Origin of the sequence: Paraburkholderia lebeckiae (genome assembly GCF_050436225.1) — a bacterium.
Classification (GTDB): domain Bacteria; phylum Pseudomonadota; class Gammaproteobacteria; order Burkholderiales; family Burkholderiaceae; genus Paraburkholderia; species Paraburkholderia tuberum.
Genome location: NZ_JBNDLU010000002.1, coordinates 2,919,506 through 2,940,518, shown reverse-complemented (window position 1 = coordinate 2,940,518; position 21,013 = coordinate 2,919,506). Strand labels below are relative to the sequence as shown.

Sequence of the window (21,013 nt, the reverse complement as noted above, 5' to 3'; positions counted from 1 at the left end):
CTTCGGCGACCACAAAAAGCCAACGCAAAATGAGGCTAAGAGATGTCGACATGCTCGATGCATGCGCTCGTTTCGCGTGTTCGGATCGGCTCGGCAGCCGTCCACCGCGACCAGCCGCTCTGTCCATCTGACTCAGCTACACGCAAGGCGCGCGATCCGTCCGGGAATGTCAGGCATTCAACGCGAAGGCATCGGTCTGCGGCGGAATCGTCCGCGCCGATATTGCCACCTTGATACTTGAAATGCAGGTTGCCTTCCTGCAAGAGGTTCAGCGGTGGCCGGTCACCGGGGGACGCGCGCTTAAGGTCCCACCGGTTCAGGAGCGTCGCGGCAATTTCGGCGTCGAACATGTTGGTCTTTTCTCAGCATGAACCCAATAACAACGTGTCACGTTACAGCTTGCATTCCGTGATCACGATCGGATGGTGATGATCCGGCACCCAGGCCGTTCGATGCAGTCGGCGCAACAACCAGACGTCATATCCGATGATCGCGGTCAAACAGGCGAAGCGCGCGAGTAATGACAACCACAGTTGTACGCAAACGTTTGCTTTCATCCCCGCTTCCCGACCAATGCATCGTTGGATGCAGGGCGGTATTACGGCGTCCCTTCTCGATATTTTCATTGGTACAAACCCCGATGTCGACCCGGCGTGCGTTAAGTACGGCTGTTCAGGGACTGTGGACGTCACGCACATGGTCGTCATGCCAGGCGGCCGCAGCGAGCCCGAGCGCGGTCAGCTCGCACGCGGTAATGGCATGCAGCGCATCACACGCCGCGCGGATCGCGTTGAGTTCGCCAGATTCGGCTGCCTCAGCGGCGTTCAGCAACAGACCTAACTGGCCGCCCTTTTCGAGCAGGGCCCGCCGAATACTGGCGTGAATCGGCAGCGTCGACACAACGTCTTCAAGCGCACCGCCGAACAGGACATGGACCAGCGAGAAGACGCCCGTGATGAACGCCGTATCGGCAAATCGCTCGTCACCGGGACGCAGCCGGCCGGCGACAAGTTCCATGAAACGCGCGCGCGTGCCGCACAGTTGCGCGAGGGGATCGCAGCGCAGTGCCAACAGACTCTCATTTGCGAAGAGCAACAACTGCGCCCAGCGCGTGATCTGTCGCGTGCCGACTACCATGATCGCCGCGCGCAGTGAGGAAATCGTGTGGCCAAGCCCGAATGCACTCGAATTGAGTAACCGCAACAACTGCATCACGAGGTGCGGATTCAGCTTGAGTTCGGCTTCGAGCTCGGCAATCTCCGGTTCCTCGCTCAACAGCACCAGCAGGCGCAACAGTGCTTCACGCGATGGCCTGATACGCCGCGATGTCAGCGTCTGCGGCTTCGCAAAGTAGTAGCCCTGAAACAGTTCGAAGCCGGCGCGCATGGCGGCGTCACGGTCTTCCGGTGTTTCGACCTTTTCCGCAAGCAATAATTTCCCATGCTGCCTGACGACGCCGACGAGTTCGGCAAGGTGTTTGCGCGGGCAATCGAGGAGGTCGATCTTGACGATATCGACGCATGGCAGAAATTCGACCAGCCGAGCGGATGGTTGCGAAACATCGTCCAGCGCAAAGCGGAAACCAACGCGCCGCAGTTCCTGGCAGCGCCTGAATAGCGCATCGTCGAACGTGACAGTTTCGAGGATCTCCAACACGAAACGCTCTGGCGGCAACAACCGGACAATGTCGGACATCAACACCGACCGCTCGACGTTCACGTAGCCGGCGCGATCGCCCAGCGCAGTACTGAGACCGACATCGCCGACGAGTCGCGCGATGACCTGGGCCGTGGCGGTTGCATCATCCGTGATCTGCGCGAAATTGCCGGCCTGCGCGCGGAAGAGCAATTCGAACGCAGTCAATGTTCCGTTGCGATCGAGAATCGGCTGGCGGCCGAGATAGACGTATTCGGGCGTGACCGCTTCGTTGTCCGATACCGATCGACCGTCGGTAAGACCTGGCGAGCGCATTTTTGTCCTGCTCTGTTGATAAATCAGCCGGTGCTGACGGTGGAGTGCTGATTGCCTGATCCTGACCTTCGCTCCATCGCCAAGGAAATGACCGGCGAAGCAGTCGCATTACCCAGCCAAGTGGATCAGGGTGGAGACCAGTTCCGCGTCGGCGACGGCTTCAGTTGCAACCAGGATGGCTGTGTGCTTCGGTTTCAGATCGGGGACGTGCATTCCGTTCAATTTTTCAGGGGGTGTAGCGCCTACGTGGTCAGCAGGCCACTGATAGCCGCTATTCACTCGACTATGTTCGCCGGCGGGTGCCCTGCCAACCTCATCTCGGCCTCGCGGAGTGCCCGCCCGCGCGTCCACAAAGCGAGTATCGACTTCACTGTTCAGCAAGCGCGCGGGTGGGCGCCCGGCGTTGCCGTGCTCAGTTCAGAACGTTTCCCATTCGGCGTGTACCGTCGCCCGCTGCGGTCCGTCGGCCGGGTACTCGACACGCGCCTGGGACATTTTTGGCGCCCCAAGGCGCGCAGCCAGTGCAGGCGTTTCCGTCCTCGGCTTCACCACCGGGGAGATGCCGAGCGGCGCTTCATCGCGAAGGCGGAAGGTCGCGACAGCCGTACTTAACGCACCGGCCTGATGTTCAAGCGATTGCGCCGCTGCTGCTGCTTCCTCCACGAGCGCCGCGTTCTGCTGTGTGACTTCGTCCATCTGCGTCACCGCGCGTGCCACCTGTTCGATACCGCTGCTCTGCTCTGCGGATGCTGCCGCGATCTCGCCCATGATGTCGGTCACGCGCTGCACTGCGCCGATAATTTCAGCCATCGTGCGACCCGCCTCATCGACTAGCGAGGTACCCGACTGAACGCGTTCGACCGAATTGTCGATGAGCTGCTTGATTTCTTTCGCGGCCGCCGACGAGCGCTGGGCGAGCGAGCGCACTTCGCCCGCAACGACGGCAAAGCCACGCCCTTCCTCGCCGGCGCGCGCCGCTTCCACGGCCGCGTTCAGCGCGAGAATGTTCGTCTGGAACGCAATGCCTTCGATGATCGTGATGATGTCTGCAATTTTTGCTGAGCTCTGATTGATCTCGCCCATCGTTTCAACTACCTGCGAAACGACGCGGCTGCCCTTGTCCGCGATTTCCGACGCGTTCGCGGCAAGCGAGCTGGCCTGGCGCGCGTTGTCAGCATTCTGCTTCACGGTGCCGGTCAGTTCATCCATGCTTGACGACGTTTGCTGCAGCGCGGACGCCTGCTCTTCCGTGCGCGACGACAGATCGATATTGCCCGCCGCGATCTGCCTCGTGGCCGAGGCGATCGATTCGCTGCCTGAGCGTACCGTGCGCACCGTATTGACGAGGCTTGTCTGCATCTTCGAGAGGCCGCGAAGCAACTGACCCATTTCATCGTTCGAAGTCACGATGACGTCGCGGCGAAGGTCGCCCGAGGCAATCGCGTCAAATTGGGCCAGCGCGGTATCGAGTGGACGTGCGATCTTCTGACGCAATGAGAACCATGAGTAGCCCGCTGCGGCCAACCCCAGCAAAATGGCCGAAATGCCGAGCGCGCGGAATTGGTTGAAAGTCGCCTGACCCTCGTCGTACGCCGTTTTGGCAGCCTCGAACTGGAATTTGCGCAACTCGACGCCCGACTTGGCAAACTGATTGAACGCGACCTGCATGGCATTCGCAGCAGCAATGATTCTGTCGTGGTCGTCGGAGCGTACCTCAGCGTAGCTCTCTTCCAGCAGCTTTTGTAGTGCGAGCCGCTGGCGATTGAAGGTATCAGCCAGTTGCTTTTCGCCCGGGCCTTGCGGCAATGCCGCATACGTCGCCCAGGCCTCGTCCGAGGTCTTGCGCATCAGCGCACCGCGGCCGATTGCCTCTTCCGCGGCGGGCGTGCCGGCGTTCATCGCGGCGCGATCGAAACTCAGGCGTTCGCGTGCCATGAACATCTCGGCGTTTCCGACTGACACCGCGCTCGGCATCTCGTTTGTGAAGAGATCGTAGGTCGTGTAGTTCGAGCGACTCATGCCGATCAGGCCGACAGTGCCGATTGCCACGAGAAGCGCGCTCAAGAATGCCATGGCCAGCGCCAGGCGGCCTTTTATCGTCGAAAACATGTTGTCCCCAAGGTACCGCACCGCGTAACGCGCGATAGCAGGCGGCGATGTGGCGCCTGCTGCGCGGGCCGAACATCAGTATCGAACCCACCTACATAACGACAGCGGGACGATCGACTTTAGGGAACGTTTAATGCGCAAAAAGTAAATTCTGCTGGGACAAATGAGTTGGGTATCCCCGCTTCGATCAGCACGACGAGTGCTTCGGCAACCTAACTGAAGACCGCAAGATCGTCGCGACAAACTGTGAATTTCCTGTTGGTAGGGGACGAACGCTTACACTTACGTGCCAAAAGCCGACGTTTGTCTTGCAATCTTGAAGCACTGGTCAAGTCTGCCGCTCGCCGAGGTCGGTACCAACTGTTCGTCGTCGTACTTTGACCGGCCGGCCAGACGGACTATGCGAGTTAGCGTTGATCCTTGAACCCGACTGAGATCAATAGCGTCCGACCGCTCGATTACGCGTGAGACCGTAGTAGTTCGGAAACGGTTGTTGCGGCGGTGTGACGACGAAGGGCAGTTCAGTGTCGGCCCATTCCTTTCGCATATCTGCTGCGATTAGCGATCCTGCGAGGCCGGCGCCGACCTGGGTTCGGCCAGTTTCAGCCGCTCGCAGTGAATTAGCGCTCCGAGGGCCGCTTCTCACTGTCCAGCTCGGCGAGAAGAGTCGATGCATAACGCTCCCCCGCCGCAGCGCCTTTCGGTATGACGCGCTCTATTTCCAGGAGGTCATCATCCGTGAGCGGAAGGCTAACTGAACCGAGAGCCTCGGCAAGTCTCGCTCGCGTGCGGGCGCCCACCAGGGGCACAACGTCCGCACCCTGCGCTGCCGCCCACGCAATCGCTAGTTGCGCGACCGTCATACCTTTGCGGTCTGCCACATTGCGCAGGGCTTCGACTAGGGCCAGATTGTGCGAAACGGGGAAACACCGAATGCGGCGCGCTTCTCCTTGCCATCAAACCGGTACTTCATGCGCCAGTAACGAGAGCCGTTGGGCATCACTTCCAAGTAGAGGCCTTTGCCGTCAGCCAGCCTGTACGGTTTCTCGGAGGGCTTGGCCTTGCGGATTTGTATGTCTGTGAGCGGGGCGGCGGTTTTCGCCATCTGTTGGGGGCATCGGCAATGGGGGCATTTGCCGGTTGCCCCAAAAATGCCCCTGATCGCACTGATTTCAATCGGGCAACCTTGCGGGATGATGGCAGCAAAAAGCCCCGTCGCGCAAGGCGGAGCGGGGCTTTTTGGGTAACGTTGCGAGATGCTGGGTTCCAGGATGGTCCTGGCGGCCAGCCCATGCGTTTGAATTTCGCATGACGGAATACTAAGATATATTCGCTGGCGTGCCGTCCTTCCCGAGCTCTTCTTGGGCTCTTTCTGTCTGTAACGTCACCGCCACCCGCACGCTGAAGCGGGTCTTAAGCAAGGGTGCTACGGCCAAAGGCCGTCGGTGTGCTGTCTTCACACGATAAGCGCACCAACTCCACGTTCCCGAAGGTGTCCCCATGACCACCGCACACGCCGGTCTTAAGAAGGTTGAGCGGGTCGCCACTATGATTCTCGCCATTTTTGCCGGCTTAAGCGCGCTCGCGCAAACCTCTCCAATGCCGCCTCATGGCCCCTCGGGTTCGTCCGCCAAACCGAACATGCCGCCCGCCAGTGCGCTCGATGGATCGCCGGTGAGCCAACAGAATTTCGTGAACGGCCACCTTCCGCCCAGCGTCCCCGGCGGTCAGGGTCCGACGCTGACGGCGAACGCGCCATACCAGGCGCCTGCGGCTGTGAGCGCCGCGACACGAGCCCGGACACCCGGAGCAGCGGCTGCCTCGTCCTTCACGGCGACCGACTGGCCCACATTCGGCATGGACATGCAGCGAACCGGGAACAACCCCGTCGAGACCGTGCTTAACCCGACCACTGTGCGCAAGGGCTTGGTGACGCACTGGGCGACCGACCTTGGCGGCGCCATCCTGACTCAGCCGACGTTGGCTACAGGCGTGAACATCAACGGCACGTTGACCGATGTCGTCTATGCGGCGACGCTGCTGGGGACCACGTTCGCGCTGAACGCTTCCACCGGGGCCATCATCTGGCAACAAAGCGTGCCTGCCGTGCAAACCAGCTGCGAGGACTTGGCCTTGTCGGGCGGCAACGCCGGTTTCATGGGGACGCCCACCATCGATCGTTCCACCAACCGGCTATACATCGTGAGCGGCAGAGGCTACCTGCACGCATACAACCTCGCAACCGGCGCGGATACGCCCGGCTTCAACCTGCCTATTCCCGACGCGGCGAATTCCTGGCCGAGGACGTTCGTCTACGGCAGCCCCGCGATCATCGGCACCTCGCTATACGTCGCTACGGCCGGCGACCCGTGCGATACCCGGCCGTACCATGGACAGCTCGTCCACGTATCGACCAGCAACCCGCCGACGATTCTGGCACGCTGGTACCCGACCGGTGCGAACGGGCCGGAAGGGGGCGGCATCTGGGGTGCGGGAGGCGTATCGATCCCGCCTGACGGGACAGTCGTCTACGCGCTAACGGGAAACGCTTTCGCCAATCCGGAAAATGCCGGGTTCGCAGAACACGTCGTCAAGCTAACCCCAACGCTGGCGGCGGCCGCGTCCAACTCGCCGCTCGCTCCGACCGTTGCTGTGCCAGACGTGGACTTCGGTGCGACGGCGGTGCTGTTCCAGCGTCCCGGCTGCCCAACGATGCTTGCGGCCTACCAAAAGAGCGGCAACCTGTTCATCTATAACCGGGCCACCATCCAGCAGTCAGGCCCCATCCAGACGTTGGCGATTGCCCAGAGTTCGAGTGCCGGCGTCAACATCGGCCAGCCTGCGTTCGATCCGGTGTTGAACCAACTTTACGTCGCGGCGCCGTCCGACTCACCTGTCGCGTTGAACAACCACGGGCTCCTCGCGCTGGCCGTTGGCAGCAACTGTTCCGTCAGCCTTGCCTGGCAGCAGCCGATCGGCGCAAACGCGACGAAGAACAACCCCGCCATTTCGCCCATCGTCGCAAACGGCGTCGTGTACTACGCCGATGGCGTCGCAAGCCAGGTGTTCGCCTTGGACGCGACGACTGGAAATGTACTCTGGAGCACCGATAGCCTAGCGCCGGCTGACCGGATCACCGGGGGCATCTTCGCATCGCCGACCGTCGTGAACGGACAGCTGTTCGTTGCGGGCGGCAGCGATCACAAGATTCATGCCTTCGGTCTATAGCGAATACCGCTCGCCACGACCGCGGCCGTAGCCCGCGCGGCGCCGACCGCAGGAAGCACGAATAGCTTGCTAACGGGCTCCGGCACTGTCACCGGGAGGAATCGGTCTGCAGGTTTATGGCGTAATCCTTGCGTCCCCCCCATCACAGACAAGTCATACGTCGCCAATCCAATGAACCCTAGTCAGCGTCATTCACCATGGTCAGACACCTGTCGCTGATGATCTGGTCCCCGAAAAGTGGACGCCATAAGGTTGATTTGGGGTGTCCATGTAACCGGAGTCATGTCGTCTCCATGGCCGGTTCTGTCGAGGGCGCTCAAGACTGGGAGGATGCCCGCGTTTCCTCGGTGGCGTGGGTCGCATGGCAGGGCAATCGCATGAAAAATTGTTTACACCCAATGGGTTACGAATGGGGGTTGTAAACTGCTGCGAAGAAGCGTTAACTCTTGGTTTTGCCAAGGGCCGAGAGTGGACGACGAATACGAGCCGTTGAGTTTGCAAGACGCGTTTGGGGACCTGAAGGACCCGCGTGTACGCACCCCGGAGCATGATCTGATGGAAATGCTGGTGGTTGCACTGGCGGCGATCCTGTCAGGTGCCGACGGCTGGGTGGGGATCGCTTTGTGGGGGCAAGGACAACTGGAGTGGCTGCGCCGGTACTTGCCGCTGCGCAACGGGATTGCCTCGCATGACACGTTCGGGCGCGTATTCGCAGCGCTTGATGCGCGGCAGTTCGAGGCTTGCTTTGTGCGGTGGGTAAGCGGTATCTGTCCTGCAGTCGCGGGCCAGGTGGTGGCAATTGACGGCAAGACGGTACGGCGCTCGCACGGCATGGGGCGTAGCGCGATCCATCTGGTATCGGCCTATTGCGGCGCGTTGGGGGCGACCTTGGGTCAGGTGAGGACTGCCGACAAAAGCAACGAGATCACCGCGATCCCGGCATTGCTGGATGCCTTGCTGCTCAAGGGTGCGATCGTGACGATCGACGCGATGGGTTGCCAGCGGGAGATCGCGGCGAAGTTCGTGGCTGGAGGTGCCGACTATGTGCTTGCGGTCAAAGGCAACCAGCCTGCCTTGCATGAAGCGATCGTGCAGCTGTTCGATGCACAGCGCACACAGTCCCTGCGCAGCGTGCGCTTCGCTGAGCACTGTCAGACAGGCAAGAAAGTGCACGGAAGAATCGAGACGCGCCAGTGCGTTGCGACCGACATGATTGACTGGCTGGATGAGGACGGCAAATGGGCCGGCCTGCGCTCGGTGGCGATGGTTGAGGCCACCCGCGAGATCGACGGCCGTGCTTCGCTGGAGCGGCGGTACTACGTGAACAGCCTGCCTGCTGACCCGAAACGGATCAACGAGGCGGTACGCCCTCACTGGGCCATCGAAAACAGCATGCATTGGGTGCTCGATGTTGCCTTTGGCGAGGATCAATGTCGTGCCCGGGTGGACAATGCGGCGCAAAACTTCGCGATCTTGCGCCGCATCGTGTCGAATCTACTGCGCGCTGACAAAGCCACCAAGGTCGGCATAAAGAACAAGCGGCTCAAGGCCGGATTCGATGAACACTATCGGGCTCGAGTGCTTGGAATGCCGGTCTTTTGATGCAATTGCCCTGTCTAAGGGCGGCATATTCTGTCTAAGGGCGGCATATTATTTGACGCCGCTGCGAATTGCGACTGGGTTTATTTCGCAAAGACAGGCCATCCGCCGGAATCGGCGGCGCGTTCACTCCAAATCGAACAGCGCCCGATCAGCAGGACGGGACTGCGTGCCGGTTGCCGCGGCTCCGTTAAACCTTCGTATGACTTCCAATACTCGTGTGTGAGGACCGCTATACCTTAGTGCGATGGCACGACGTACCGATCGCATGTAGATTTAGTTCATGGCGATGTGCCTCGTCAGCGGGACCAGCAGCCAAGCCCGTTATCCGCGTCTCCTCCATGTCTATCCCCTGGACTATGGATTTAGCCCGCCCACCTAGGCGGGCTCTTTTTTGTAGGCGCGCAACCCTGCAGCTGCAGCTCCCAAACGCCCCGAAACCGGGGAGACCACAATGGAAACCGCGACTGACTACCCTGCCTTTTCGTGGAAACACGGTGGAAACTGCGGCACTGGAAACAGGCGTTTCCCGTGGCAACATGAGTGGCAACTTCGCGCGTGGCAACTTCGCTTTCGGTGCGTACCACGCTGCGTACCTCGGCGGCGCGCGTGCCTTGATGACGCTTTTCGCCCAGCGGCTCACCCACACTCGCGCAAGCCCGCCGGGCGGCGAATCCACACAGGCACGACACCGCGCCGCCGCGCGAATCCATCTAGGCACCATCCAACTACTGGTCGCGAAAGCCGTTCGGAAATTCCCGATGCGATCCTCCGCACTGGCCCGTCCCGCTTATCTCCCAGCGGCCCTGAGCGTTCAGAAACCGCACAGTGAAAACCCCGCACGGGGCGGGGTCCGTGATTGTTAAACCTGGTTCAGTCGCTCCCGGCAGGCCCGCAATAGATCATTGATGCGCTTCTGATAGTCGAGCCATTCGCGCGCCCGTAGACCATGCACAACTGCGTTTTGCGATGACACGGCTTTACCCTCGTCGGTCGTCGGCCCTGTCGACTGCTCCCACGGCTTCCACTGTCTGATGCGCTCGGCCTGCCGCGCTCGTTGCTCCAGTGTCCAGCGTCGCCCCATGTTGCTCGTCCCGGTTGTCAGTTAATAGTTCGTTTGATTGGTTCGGCTTTTCCTCGTGTACGCGTGCGACAGTCGGCGGCGCGGTCCCGTTGTTCACTTGCTGCTGGTGCGCATTGTTCTGCTGCTTGATGAATGCAACCGACTTCGGGTTTTTCAGCTCGCCAAGGACTCGCAAGGTCTGCGTGCATTGGGATTGCGCCTTCAGGGCCATCCTCATTAGGACTTCCGCTTGCGGCAACTTATTTATGATGTTCACGCCGGCCAGTTCGGCACAGCGGTTGTAGACTGAACTCAACGACATAGCCTGAGATATGAGTATGGCCTCCGGGTATGCCATGTCGCCTTCGACGACAACCTTTGCGACCTGCTCTTTCACTTCACCGGCCAGGTCCATCATGCTCACGTCGCCGAACTGCTTTATAGCGCCGTTGATGAATTCACTGCTAGTCAGCGCATTGCAAAATGACGGTGTAGTCATCAGGTCAGCGGAAATTTTTGAGACCTCGGCCTTTCTCTCTCGTGCCTTCTTCTCGGCGGCGTCATCCACTTGCGTAATCTGCGCCGGTTGCGTGATCTGCTTTCCGTTCGCCATCTGAACATCTCCTGCTGTTTCTGGGCGCGCGAACCATAGCGGCTGCGCGCCCGGTTGCTCAATTTGCCGGATGCATCACGATACGGTCAGATAGCCGGGTGGCGTTCGGATTAGTAATCACGGCTTCCTCCTGTGTTCTGTGGTGCAACAAGTGCAACAGGTGCAACAGCCTTCTGGGGTGGGCCTTCCAGCTGTTGCACCGGAAAACAGGAAGGTGCAACAGGTGCAACATCGCACGGGCTTCCTGATTGCGTCTGTTGCACCTGTTGCACGTTGACGAATGAACGGTGCAACGCCCGAACGCCTTTACTGGCGGGCGTGTTGCACGTGTTGCACCTGTTGCACCGGGCAATTGATCGGCTGGGCATCACTCGCCCTCCGCCAGTTTTCCGGCGTCCACGTGATACAGGCGGGTCGTGCGTCCATCCGGTGTTCTGGTGGTTTTCGAGCGCTTCCCGCTGTCGGTGTCGACGAGCGCCGCCACCTTTTCGAGTGCGGCCGTTACCCGCGTGAGGTCGTAACCCTTCGTCGCTTCACGCAGGCCGCCAGACGAGAACAGATAAAGTCGGCGCTCGCCATCCTGCTTCCAGTAGCCGACCCGATCCCGCACAAGGTCCGCGCTGCCCTCAATATTGGAAAAGCGGCTGTCGCTGTGCCGGTCGATGAAGTCGGAGACAGCACGAAGGATCGCGGCATGTTCCGCGCTCTGGCCGTTGGTTGAACGACGGCCGCGCCAAAGATTGAATGCTTGGATTGCTGACTTGATCGGATCTCCGATGGCCCACGGCGTCACACCCCACAGCACCGACAGTTCCCCCGCCAATGCGCAGATAGCAAAGGTGCGCGCCGCCCGCCGTTCCTGACCTTCCGATGCTCCGAACCGGTCAACAAGGGGTTGCAGCGCATCGGCCAGCCTGAAACCTGAACGAAGGTTGCTAACGAGCGCTTCGACGAATCGCGGCCCTGCGTGGCCGTAATGTTTCGCAGACAGGTTGCGCACATCATCCGACAGCACGCCGCCCGCCGTGCGGCCTCGCAGGTCATCAAACAGCCCATACCTGATTGCGTTCGGCGTGCGCTAGCTGGCGGTCCACCAAGTCACGCGAGTAGCCCATTTCACGGAGCGTCGTCCCGGAACCCGTGTCCAGTCATGCGGGACTTGTAGCCCATCCGGTACAGCGCGTAGAGCATGGTGTTATTCGAGATCGGCCCCGGCTCTGCGGGCTATGGAACACGTATTCCCGGTTACCGTTGAGCGTGCGTAACTGTTCGATGACAGCGAGCGCCTGGCGGCTCAGCGGGACGACATGTGGGGTTCGCATCTTCATGCGTTCGGCGGGAATCCGCCATTCCGCCGCCTCGACATTGATCTCGTCCCATGTCGCGCCGATCAACTCGCCGGTTCGGACGAACGTGATGCCATCAGTTCAAGCGCTAGACGGGTTACAAGGTCGCCACTGTACGCGCCTATGTCTCGCATCAGTTCGGGCAGTTCCAGCGCCTTCACGCGGGCCATGTGCTGTACTCCCGGCCCTTTTTTCAGGATGACGGCGGCGTCAACGTCGCTTGCCGGGTTGCGCGCGCATCGCCCGGTCATGATGGCGGACTGGAACACGGCCCGGCTACGCTGCAATATCCGCTTCGCCGTCTCGCGGACGCCTCGCGCTTCTATGGTGCGCAGCAGTTCGACCAGGCGGGGAGCCTCGATCTCAGCGATAGGGCGGGAGCCAATGGACGGGAACACGTCGCCCTCCAGCGACGCAATGACCTTCTCGGCATAGCCCGCCGTCCATCCGCCTCGCTGCCCTTCAAACCACTCCCGCGCGACCGCCTCGAATGAATTCGCCGCACTCAGGGCGCGCAAGCGCTTGTCATCCTTTCTTGCCTCGCCCGGATCAATGCCAGCCGCCAGCAGCTCGCGCGCCTCGTCGCGCTTCTTTCGTGCAGCCGCCAAGCCAACATCAGGATAGACGCCAATCGCTAACAGCTTCTCCTTGCCGCCAAACCGGTACTTCTGACGCCAGTACTTCTGACCAGCGGGTGTGATTAGCAGGAACAGCCCGCCGCCGTCAAACAGCTTGTTCGGCTTCTCGGCGGCCTTTGTGTTCTTGATCGCGGTGTCAGTCAGTGCCATTGGGGGTATCTCGCGAGGGGGTATGTCACGGTACCCCTATAAGTACCCCCGATGTACCCCCGCTGTTAATGGTGAAACCTTGGCGACGTTGGCAACAAAAAACCCCGCTCGGCTGGGCTGAGCGGGGTTCTGTGGTGAAACGTGGTGATCGTTTGGAGCTTAGGTGGTCCCCCTGACAGGAATCGAACCTGTATCTAGCGCTTAGGAGGCACTTGTTCTATCCATTGAACTACAGGGAGAGGGACCGAGCCGGACAGATCGGCGAGCGCAGAGTATATCAAACCGGCGCGGGCAAAAGGAGAGCCAAGCCAGCAGCCGCCCGCGCCTCGCACAAATCCCGCAAAAACAAACGGCCCCGCAGACATCGCCTGCCAGGCCGCGCAAACTACCTGAGCATCTGGCGAAGCGCACGCAACCGCGCGCATCGCCCCAACGTCATTTCACTGTCAAAACTCCACCACCGCGAACTCCGCCTTGCCCACGTCGCACAGCGGGCAGCGCCAGTCTTCCCGAATGTCGGCGAAACGCGTGCCCGGTGCGATACCTTCTTCGGGCAGACCGTCTTCCTCGTTGTAGATCCAACCGCAAATCAGGCAGACCCAGCTCTTGAATTCCGTCACTTCGATTACTTCGCTCACGACACGCTCTCTCGTTCAATGCAATGGCCGGCTTGCTCTGCCCCTTTATGGGGCGGCGCGGCGACCCGCAATATTACCGGAATTTGTCAATTCAGCCGCAGACGACCGATGCGGCGCCGCCCCAACGCCTCTGCGGCGAGCCCGGGCTCGCGCGACTGGCCTCGTCACACAAGCCGTGTACGCTTTGACCTGCAAGCTATTTCATTGGACAGATGTGGCGCTCGCCTCGCACGTATTGCGACGATCGGTCTCGGGCGAGGCCGCTGGCGGCGCCGCATCGCTGGGTTTCGTTTCCAAAGGAGAAAACGATGCTTAAAAACAGATGGTTGGTCGGCGTCGCGGTGGCAGGGCTACTCGCCGGGTCAGCTGTGGCGCAGGCGGCGGGCGTGACCTTCGTGCAACCGGCGGACGGCGCGACCGTCACCAATCCGGTGCACGTCGTGTTTGGCCTCGACGGCATGAAGATCGCGCCCGCCGGCACGCTGACCGACGGCACCGGGCATCATCACCTGCTGATCGACGGCAAGCCGCTGCCGAAGGGCGAGGTCATCCCCGCGACCGACAAGTCGCTGCACTTCGGCAAAGGCCAGACTGAAACCGATCTGACGCTGCCGCCGGGCGACCATACGCTGACGCTGCAATTCGGCGACGGCGCGCATCGCTCGTATGGGCCGGAGATGAGCAAGACGATCACGGTGCACGTCAAGTAAGCAACTGTTCGAAAGGCCGGCCCGGCGCGCGCGTCGCCGGCCCGCGCCGATTGCGTTGCACGCTGTGTTGCGCGCTTCATCGCACGGATGTTCCCGTCCCGCATACCTGCGACCGGCCCCGCGCCCGGTACAATGAGCAGTTCCGACTCATCGCTGTCTTCTCCCATTCCCATGTCGCTTTACACCATTACCGGAGCCCAGCTCGCGTTCGGTCACGTCGCGCTGCTCGACCACGTGGATTTCTCGCTCGAAGCGGGCGAGCGCGTCGGGCTGATCGGGCGCAACGGCGCGGGCAAGTCGTCGCTGTTGAAAATCGTCGCCGATCTGACCAAACCCGACGACGGCCTCGTCACGCGTCAGCAGCATCTGAGCACGGTCTACGTGCCGCAGGAGCCCGAGTTCAACGCCGACGACACCGTGTTCGACGCGGTCGCCGCCGGACTCACCGAGGCGCGCGCGCTGCTCGACGAATACGACGCGGTCGCGCACCAGCTCGCCGACACGCCTGAGGGCGCCGAACACGACACGCTGCTCGCGCGCATGAACACGCTGCAATCGTCGTTGGACGCCGCGGACGCATGGAATTGGAGCACGCGCGTCGCGACCACGTTGCAGCAGATCGGCCTGAACGGCGAAGCCCGTGTCGGCTCTCTGTCGGGCGGCATGCAGAAGCGCGCGGCGCTCGCGCGAGCGCTCGTCGTGCAGCCCGACGTGCTGCTGCTCGACGAGCCGACCAACCATCTCGACTTCGACGGCATCCGCTGGCTCGAAGATCTGCTGGTGTCGCTGCGCGCTGGGCTGCTGTTCATCACGCACGATCGCGCGTTTCTCGACCGCGTCGCGACGCGCATCGTCGAGCTCGATCGCGGGCGGCTGCTGTCGTATCCGGGCAATTTCTCCGCGTACCAGACGCGCAAGGCGCAGCAGCTCGAAGTCGAGCGCATCGAGAGCGAGAAGTTCGACAAACTGCTCGCGCAGGAAGAAGTGTGGATTCGCAAGGGCGTCGAGGCACGCCGCACGCGCAGCGTCGGCCGCATCGCGCGGCTCGTGCAGATGCGCAACGAGCGCGCCGAGCGCCGCAACGTGCAGGGCAACGTGAAGCTCGACGTCGGTCAGGGCGAGAAGTCCGGCAAGATCGTCGCGGAACTGACGGATGTGACGAAGCGCTATGGCGAGCGCGCGGTGGTGGACCGCTTTACGGCCACGGTGATGCGCGGCGACAAGATCGGCTTCGTCGGTCCGAACGGCGCGGGCAAGACCACGCTGCTGAAGCTGATCCTCGGTCAACTCGCGCCGGACGAGGGCAACGTGCGTGTCGGCACGAATCTGCAGGTCGCGTATTTCGATCAGATGCGCGCGGCGCTCGATCTGGAAAAGAGTCTCGCGGACACGATCAGCCCCGGCAGCGAGTGGGTCGAAATCAACGGCCAGAAGAAGCACGTGATGAGCTATCTCGGCGACTTCCTGTTCGCGCCGGAGCGCGCGCGTTCGCCGGTCAAGTCGCTGTCGGGCGGCGAGCGCAACCGGCTGTTGCTCGCGCGCCTGTTCGCGCGCCCGGCCAACGTGCTGGTGCTCGATGAACCAACCAACGACCTCGACATTCCGACGCTCGAACTGCTCGAAGAACTGCTGATCGACTACGACGGCACGGTGCTGCTCGTCAGCCACGACCGCGCGTTTCTCGATAACGTCGTGACGTCGGTGATCGCATCGGAAGGCGGCGGCAAGTGGCGCGAATACGTCGGCGGCTTCACGGACTGGCAGACGCAGCGCGATCGCTCGGAGCAACTCGCGCTCGAAGCGCAGAAAGAATCGAGCAAGGAAGCGCCGAAAGAAGCGGCGCCGAAGGACAGCGCGTCGGGCCGCAATGCGCAGCGCAGCGCGAAGCTGTCGTTCAAGGAGCAGCGCGAACTGGAGGCGCTACCGAAAATGATTGCCGACCTCGAGGCCGAACAGAAGGCAATCGGCGCGCAGCTCGAAGACGGTTCGGTGTTCGCGAAAGATGCACGCGAAGGCGCGCGTCTGACCGAGCGCTATACCGAGATCGACGAAGAGTTGATGCTCGCGCTCGAACGTTGGGACGAGCTGGAAAACCGCGTCAAGTAACGCGGCGTGCGCGGCCGGCACAAAAACAACAGAAAGCGCCGCCGCGCACGGCACTGAAATTCAGGGGGCAGGCGCCCGTGCATTTCCGCCGATACCTATCGCGCCGCCGTCCTGCAAGCCGTCCATCCTCCATTGCATGTCCGCCAACGCCCGCCGCGCCTTATCCAGTCGGCCAATTCAGCGTGGGGTCAATTGCCGCCGTGATCGAAATCAGTACAATACCCCGCGAACAGGCTTCCCCGGCGGGCGGTGCGTCCATCTCCGGCATTCGAGCGCGCCAACGGAAGCCGCGCGACAAAACAGCTTGCCCGCATCGCGGGCGCTCCACCTAACCCCGTTGTTTCGTTTCGCTTTTTTTGAATACTCAACGCATTGTCCACGGCCCTGTCCACAGGACCTGTGGACAACGATGAACCGACGCACCGAGTCAATCATGTCTACGAAAAAGCCAAACGCCGCGTATAGCGAAGCGTCGATCAAGGTGTTGAAGGGTTTGGAGCCGGTCAAGCAACGACCCGGCATGTACACCCGCACTGAGAATCCGCTGCACATCATTCAGGAAGTCATCGACAACGCATCGGACGAAGCCCTCGGCGGCTACGGCCGGCAAATCACGGTCACGCTGCACGCGGACCATTCGGTCTCGGTCGACGACGACGGCCGCGGCATTCCATTCGGCCTGCACCCCGACGAAGGCGTACCGGTCGTCGAAATCGTTTTCACGCGCTTGCACGCGGGCGGCAAGTTCGACAAGGCCGCCGGCGGCGCCTATACGTTCTCGGGCGGTCTGCACGGCGTCGGCGTGTCGGTCACCAACGCGCTGTCCACGCGGCTCGACGTCACCGTGTGGCGCGACGGCAAGGTCGCCGAACTGAGCTTCGCGCACGGCGATGTCGCGAAGCCGCTCGAAGTGCGTGCCGCCACCAAGGCCGACAAGAAATCCGGCACGCGCGTGACCGCGTGGGCCGATCCGAAGTACTTCGATTCGCCGAACCTGCCGCTCGGTGAATTGCAGCGTCTGTTGCGCTCAAAAGCGGTGCTGCTGCCGGGCGTCGAGGTCGCGCTCGTCAACGAGAAAACCGGCGAGCGGCAAAGCTGGAAATACGAAGACGGCCTGCGCGGCTATCTGCTCGAAGGCATGAACGGTAGCGATCTGCTGATTCCGCTGTTCGAGGGCGAGCGCTACGCGGAAAGCTCGCGTTCGAGCGAAGAGACGTTTGCCGAAGGCGAGGGCGCGACGTGGGTCGTCGCGTGGAGCGAGGAAGGTCCGCTCACGCGCGAGTCGTACGTGAACCTGATTCCTACGCCCGCGGGCGGCACGCATGAGTCGGGCTTGCGCGACGGTCTTTATCAGGCGGTCAAGAGCTTCGTCGAGTTGCACAACCTGCAGCCGAAGGGCGTGAAACTGCTCGCCGAAGACGTATTCGCGCGGGTGTCGTTCGTGCTGTCGGCGAAGGTGCTCGACCCGCAATTTCAAGGGCAGATCAAAGAGCGCCTGAATAGCCGCGATGCGGTCAAGCTCGTCTCGTCGTTCGCCCGGCCGGCGCTCGAACTGTGGTTGAACCAGCACGTCGAGCATGGCAAGAAACTCGCGGACCTCGTGATCAAGCAGGCGCAGGCGCGCACGCGCGCGGGGCAGAAGGTCGAGAAGCGCAAGAGTTCGGGCGTCGCCGTGCTGCCCGGCAAGCTGACCGATTGCGAATCGACGGAAATCGGCCGCAATGAGCTGTTCCTCGTCGAGGGCGACTCGGCGGGCGGCTCCGCGAAGATGGGTCGCGACAAGGAATACCAGGCGATCCTGCCGCTGCGCGGCAAGGTGCTGAACACATGGGAAACCGAACGTGATCGCCTGTTCGCGAACAACGAGGTGCACGACATTTCAGTGGCGATCGGCGTCGATCCGCATAGTCCGGACGACAAGATCGATCTGTCGAATCTGCGCTACGGCAAGATCTGCATTTTGTCGGATGCGGATGTCGACGGCTCGCATATCCAGGTGCTGCTGCTCACGCTGTTCTTCAAGCATTTCCCGCAACTGATCGAGCGCGGCCATGTGTGCGTCGCGCGTCCGCCGCTGTTTCGCGTCGATGCGCCCGCTCGCGGCAAGAAGCCCGCGCAGAAGCTCTATGCGCTCGACGAAGGCGAGCTCGAGGCGATTCTCGACAAGTTGCGCAAGGACGGCGTGCGCGACAACCAGTGGTCGATCAGCCGCTTCAAGGGTCTCGGTGAAATGAGCGCCGAGCAGCTGTGGGACACGACGATGAATCCCGACACGCGCCGCCTGCAGCCGGTCGCGCTCGGCGAACTCGACTACGATGCGACCGTCGCGCGCATGACGATGCTGATGGGCAAGGGCGAAGCGGCGTCGCGTCGCAACTGGCTCGAAGAGAAAGGCAACGAAGTAGAAGCGGACATCTGAGCGCATTGCGCCTCAATGCGGCATACGACACTTCAAGCCAAACACGGACACGGAATCTAGATGGACGACGATAACACTCTCGACCTTTTCAACGAGCCGCCGTCGGACAGCGACGTGCTGACGCTCGGCAACTACGCGGAGCGCGCGTACCTCGAGTATGCGGTCAGCGTGGTCAAGGGCCGCGCGCTGCCCGATGTTTGCGATGGGCAGAAGCCGGTGCAGCGCCGCATCCTGTTCGCGATGAACGAGATGGGCCTCGGCGACAACGCGAAGCCGGTCAAATCGGCGCGCGTGGTCGGCGACGTGCTCGGTAAGTATCACCCGCACGGCGACCAGTCCGCGTACGACGCACTCGTGCGTCTCGCGCAAGACTTTTCGATGCGCTATCCGCTGATCGACGGCCAGGGCAACTTCGGCTCGCGCGATGGCGACGGCGCGGCGGCGATGCGTTACACCGAAGCGCGCCTGACTCCGATCGCGAAGCTGCTGCTTGCCGAAATCGACCAGGGCACGGTCGACTTCATGCCGAACTACGACGGCTCGTTCGAAGAGCCGAAGGTGCTGCCGGCGCGTCTGCCGTTCGTGCTGCTCAATGGCGCATCGGGCATCGCGGTGGGTCTCGCGACCGAAATCCCTTCGCACAACCTGCGCGAAGTCGCGGGCGCGGCGGTTGCGCTGATCCGCAATCCGAAGCTCTCGCACGCGGAACTGATGCAGCACGTGCCCGGTCCGGACTTTCCCGGCGGCGGCCAGATCATTTCGAGCGAGGCGGAAATCGCCGCCGCGTACGAAGCCGGCCGCGGCAGCCTGAAGGTGCGCGCGCGCTGGAAGATCGAGGATCTCGCGCGCGGCCAGTGGCAACTCGTGATCACCGAAATGCCGCCGAATACGGCCGCGCAGAAGGTGCTCGAGGAAATCGAAGAACAGACCAACCCGAAAATCAAGCTCGGCAAGAAGACGCTCACGCCCGAGCAGTTGCAGACGAGGCAGACGCTGCTCGGGCTCGTCGACGCGGTGCGCGACGAATCGGGCAAGGACGCGCCGGTGCGTCTCGTGTTCGAGCCGAAGTCGAGCCGCATCGATCAGACCGACTTCGTCAACACGCTGCTCGCGCATACGAGCCTCGAATCGAACGCGCCGCTGAACATGGTGATGGTCGGCGGCGACGGCCGGCCGCGTCAGAAGGGCTTGAGCGAAATCCTGCACGAGTGGATCGCGTTCCGTTTCGCGACGGTGACGCGCCGCACGCGGCATCGTCTATCGAAGGTCGACGACCGCATCCATATTCTCGAAGGCCGGATGATCGTCTTCCTGAATATCGACGAAGTCATCCGCATCATTCGCGAATCGGACGAGCCGAAGGTCGCGCTGATGGCCGCGTTCGGACTCACGGACCGCCAGGCCGAAGACATCCTCGAAATCCGGCTGCGTCAGTTGGCGCGCCTCGAGAAGATCAAGATCGAGAAGGAACTGGCCGAGCTGCGCGACGAGAAGGCGAAGCTCGAGGAACTGCTCGGCAGCGAACCGGCGATGAAGCGCCTGCTGATCAAGGAAATCGAAGCCGACGCGAAACAGTATGGCGACGAGCGCCGCACGCTGATCCAGCAGGAAAAGCGCGCGACGTTCGAAGCGCGCGTGGTCGACGAGCCGGTCACCGTCGTGGTGTCGCAGAAGGGCTGGGTGCGCGCGCTGAAGGGCCACGGGCTCGATCCGGCCGGCTTCAGCTTCAAGGCCGGCGACGGCCTCTACGCGGCGTTCCAATGCCGCACGCCCGATACGCTGATCGCGTGGGGTAGCAACGGGCGCGTCTATTCGGTCGCGGTGGCTCAACTGCCGGGCGGACGCGGCGACGGCGTGCCGGTCACGTCGCTGATCGAGCTCGAATCGGGCAGTCATTTGATGCACTACTACGCGGCGTCGGCGGAACAGGCGCTGCTGCTCGCGTCGAGCAACGGCTTCGGCTTCATCGCAAAGGTCGGCGATATGGTGAGCCGCGTGAAGGCCGGCAAGTCGTTCATGACGATCGACGCCGGCGCCGCGCCGCTCGCGCCGATGCCGATGCTGCCGGACGCGGCGCAGGTCGCGTGTCTGTCGTCGGGCGGGCGTCTGCTCGTGTTCGGCCTCGACGAGATGAAGACGCTGTCGGGCGGCGGCCGTGGCGTCACGCTGATGGCGCTCGACGACAACGAAACGCTCGTGCAGGCGCTCGCGATCAACAAGGCAGGCGTGATGCTGATCGGCACGCGTCGTGGCGGCCGTGTCGACGAGGAGAAGCTGGCCGGCGCCGAACTTGCGGCGCATGTCGGCAAGCGTGCGCGCAAGGGACGCGCGCCCGACAGCAAGCTGAAGCTCGACGGCATGCGTCCGGTGTTGCCGGCTTAGTGGAGTCGATTTAACGAAGTTTGACGCGGTGAAACCATGGG

At 62.1% G+C, this 21,013-nt stretch carries 14 protein-coding genes, 1 tRNA gene and 2 pseudogenes; 6 read left to right on the top strand and 11 right to left on the bottom strand.

What is annotated here, in order from left to right; all coding sequences use genetic code 11:
* Positions 1-35: 35 nt before the first annotated feature.
* The 6 genes and pseudogenes from OKW45_RS28155 to OKW45_RS28130 form a co-directional block, all read right to left on the bottom strand.
* Complete coding sequence (locus tag OKW45_RS28155) at positions 36-350, bottom strand: hypothetical protein (protein ID WP_018419849.1); 315 nt, start codon at positions 348-350, stop codon at positions 36-38.
* Positions 351-392: 42 nt separating this feature from the next.
* Positions 393-557 carry a hypothetical protein gene (locus OKW45_RS28150; RefSeq protein WP_429472385.1) on the bottom strand — a complete coding sequence of 55 codons (165 nt, stop codon included), beginning with the start codon at positions 555-557 and terminating at the stop codon, positions 393-395.
* A gap of 115 nt (positions 558-672) precedes the next feature.
* Positions 673-1,971 (bottom strand): EAL and HDOD domain-containing protein, encoded by a 1,299-nt coding sequence (locus OKW45_RS28145; protein WP_429472383.1) that lies wholly within the window; start codon positions 1,969-1,971, stop codon positions 673-675.
* A gap of 417 nt (positions 1,972-2,388) precedes the next feature.
* Positions 2,389-4,080, bottom strand: coding sequence for a methyl-accepting chemotaxis protein (locus OKW45_RS28140; RefSeq protein WP_429472381.1), 1,692 nt, complete (start codon positions 4,078-4,080; stop codon positions 2,389-2,391).
* A 620-nt stretch (positions 4,081-4,700) separates the two neighbouring features.
* Positions 4,701-4,943, bottom strand: coding sequence for an aldo/keto reductase (locus tag OKW45_RS28135; protein ID WP_018419854.1), 243 nt, complete (start codon positions 4,941-4,943; stop codon positions 4,701-4,703).
* A 56-nt stretch (positions 4,944-4,999) separates the two neighbouring features.
* Positions 5,000-5,185, bottom strand: a pseudogene (locus OKW45_RS28130) (Arm DNA-binding domain-containing protein); the annotation flags it as partial.
* Between the two features lie 395 nt (positions 5,186-5,580).
* On the opposite strand from OKW45_RS28130, the gene OKW45_RS28125 reads away from it, so the two are divergent.
* Together OKW45_RS28125 and OKW45_RS28120 are read left to right on the top strand one after the other, a co-directional pair.
* The gene (locus OKW45_RS28125) at positions 5,581-7,308 is read left to right on the top strand and encodes an outer membrane protein assembly factor BamB family protein (protein ID WP_429472379.1); all 1,728 of its coding nucleotides are present in this window, start codon (positions 5,581-5,583) and stop codon (positions 7,306-7,308) included.
* A 468-nt stretch (positions 7,309-7,776) separates the two neighbouring features.
* Entirely contained in the window at positions 7,777-8,910 is a 1,134-nt protein-coding gene (locus OKW45_RS28120) for an ISAs1 family transposase (protein ID WP_429472378.1), read from the top strand.
* Between the two features lie 977 nt (positions 8,911-9,887).
* Here OKW45_RS28120 and OKW45_RS28115 read toward each other — a convergent pair.
* The 5 genes and pseudogenes from OKW45_RS28115 to OKW45_RS28095 form a co-directional block, all read right to left on the bottom strand.
* The gene (locus OKW45_RS28115) at positions 9,888-10,583 is read right to left on the bottom strand and encodes a hypothetical protein (RefSeq protein WP_429472376.1); all 696 of its coding nucleotides are present in this window, start codon (positions 10,581-10,583) and stop codon (positions 9,888-9,890) included.
* A 367-nt stretch (positions 10,584-10,950) separates the two neighbouring features.
* Positions 10,951-11,598 carry a hypothetical protein gene (locus OKW45_RS28110; RefSeq protein WP_429472374.1) on the bottom strand — a complete coding sequence of 216 codons (648 nt, stop codon included), beginning with the start codon at positions 11,596-11,598 and terminating at the stop codon, positions 10,951-10,953.
* A gap of 34 nt (positions 11,599-11,632) precedes the next feature.
* Positions 11,633-12,717: pseudogene (locus OKW45_RS28105) on the bottom strand (tyrosine-type recombinase/integrase); the annotation flags it as partial.
* 164 nt (positions 12,718-12,881) lie between these two features.
* Positions 12,882-12,956: transfer RNA gene (locus OKW45_RS28100), tRNA-Arg, on the bottom strand.
* Between the two features lie 207 nt (positions 12,957-13,163).
* The gene (locus OKW45_RS28095) at positions 13,164-13,355 is read right to left on the bottom strand and encodes a rubredoxin (RefSeq protein WP_018419856.1); all 192 of its coding nucleotides are present in this window, start codon (positions 13,353-13,355) and stop codon (positions 13,164-13,166) included.
* 308 nt (positions 13,356-13,663) lie between these two features.
* Here OKW45_RS28095 and OKW45_RS28090 point away from each other — a divergent pair, with 308 nt between their 5' ends.
* From OKW45_RS28090 to parC, 4 genes are all read left to right on the top strand, one after another.
* The gene (locus OKW45_RS28090; protein WP_018419857.1) at positions 13,664-14,065 is read left to right on the top strand and encodes a DUF4399 domain-containing protein; all 402 of its coding nucleotides are present in this window, start codon (positions 13,664-13,666) and stop codon (positions 14,063-14,065) included.
* Between the two features lie 171 nt (positions 14,066-14,236).
* Complete coding sequence (locus tag OKW45_RS28085; RefSeq protein ID WP_018419858.1) at positions 14,237-16,171, top strand: ATP-binding cassette domain-containing protein; 1,935 nt, start codon at positions 14,237-14,239, stop codon at positions 16,169-16,171.
* Between the two features lie 433 nt (positions 16,172-16,604).
* Complete coding sequence (locus OKW45_RS28080; RefSeq protein WP_429472372.1) at positions 16,605-18,590, top strand: DNA topoisomerase IV subunit B; 1,986 nt, start codon at positions 16,605-16,607, stop codon at positions 18,588-18,590.
* 60 nt (positions 18,591-18,650) lie between these two features.
* Positions 18,651-20,972, top strand: coding sequence for a DNA topoisomerase IV subunit A (gene parC / locus OKW45_RS28075; RefSeq protein WP_018419860.1), 2,322 nt, complete (start codon positions 18,651-18,653; stop codon positions 20,970-20,972).
* Positions 20,973-21,013 lie beyond the last annotated feature (41 nt).

What these genes read in the sequence shown, in the direction of transcription:
- OKW45_RS28090 (WP_018419857.1), top strand. Translation starts at nt 13,664, where the DNA reads ATGCTTAAAAACAGATGGTTGGTCGGCGTCGCGGTGGCAGGGCTACTC.
- OKW45_RS28125 (WP_429472379.1), top strand. Translation starts at nt 5,581, where the DNA reads ATGACCACCGCACACGCCGGTCTTAAGAAGGTTGAGCGGGTCGCCACT.
- OKW45_RS28140 (WP_429472381.1), bottom strand. Translation starts at nt 4,080, where the DNA reads ATGTTTTCGACGATAAAAGGCCGCCTGGCGCTGGCCATGGCATTCTTG.
- OKW45_RS28155 (WP_018419849.1), bottom strand. Translation starts at nt 350, where the DNA reads ATGTTCGACGCCGAAATTGCCGCGACGCTCCTGAACCGGTGGGACCTT.
- OKW45_RS28115 (WP_429472376.1), bottom strand. Translation starts at nt 10,583, where the DNA reads ATGGCGAACGGAAAGCAGATCACGCAACCGGCGCAGATTACGCAAGTG.
- OKW45_RS28150 (WP_429472385.1), bottom strand. Translation starts at nt 557, where the DNA reads ATGAAAGCAAACGTTTGCGTACAACTGTGGTTGTCATTACTCGCGCGC.
- OKW45_RS28085 (WP_018419858.1), top strand. Translation starts at nt 14,237, where the DNA reads ATGTCGCTTTACACCATTACCGGAGCCCAGCTCGCGTTCGGTCACGTC.
- OKW45_RS28080 (WP_429472372.1), top strand. Translation starts at nt 16,605, where the DNA reads ATGTCTACGAAAAAGCCAAACGCCGCGTATAGCGAAGCGTCGATCAAG.
- OKW45_RS28145 (WP_429472383.1), bottom strand. Translation starts at nt 1,971, where the DNA reads ATGCGCTCGCCAGGTCTTACCGACGGTCGATCGGTATCGGACAACGAA.
- parC (WP_018419860.1), top strand. Translation starts at nt 18,651, where the DNA reads ATGGACGACGATAACACTCTCGACCTTTTCAACGAGCCGCCGTCGGAC.
- OKW45_RS28135 (WP_018419854.1), bottom strand. Translation starts at nt 4,943, where the DNA reads ATGACGGTCGCGCAACTAGCGATTGCGTGGGCGGCAGCGCAGGGTGCG.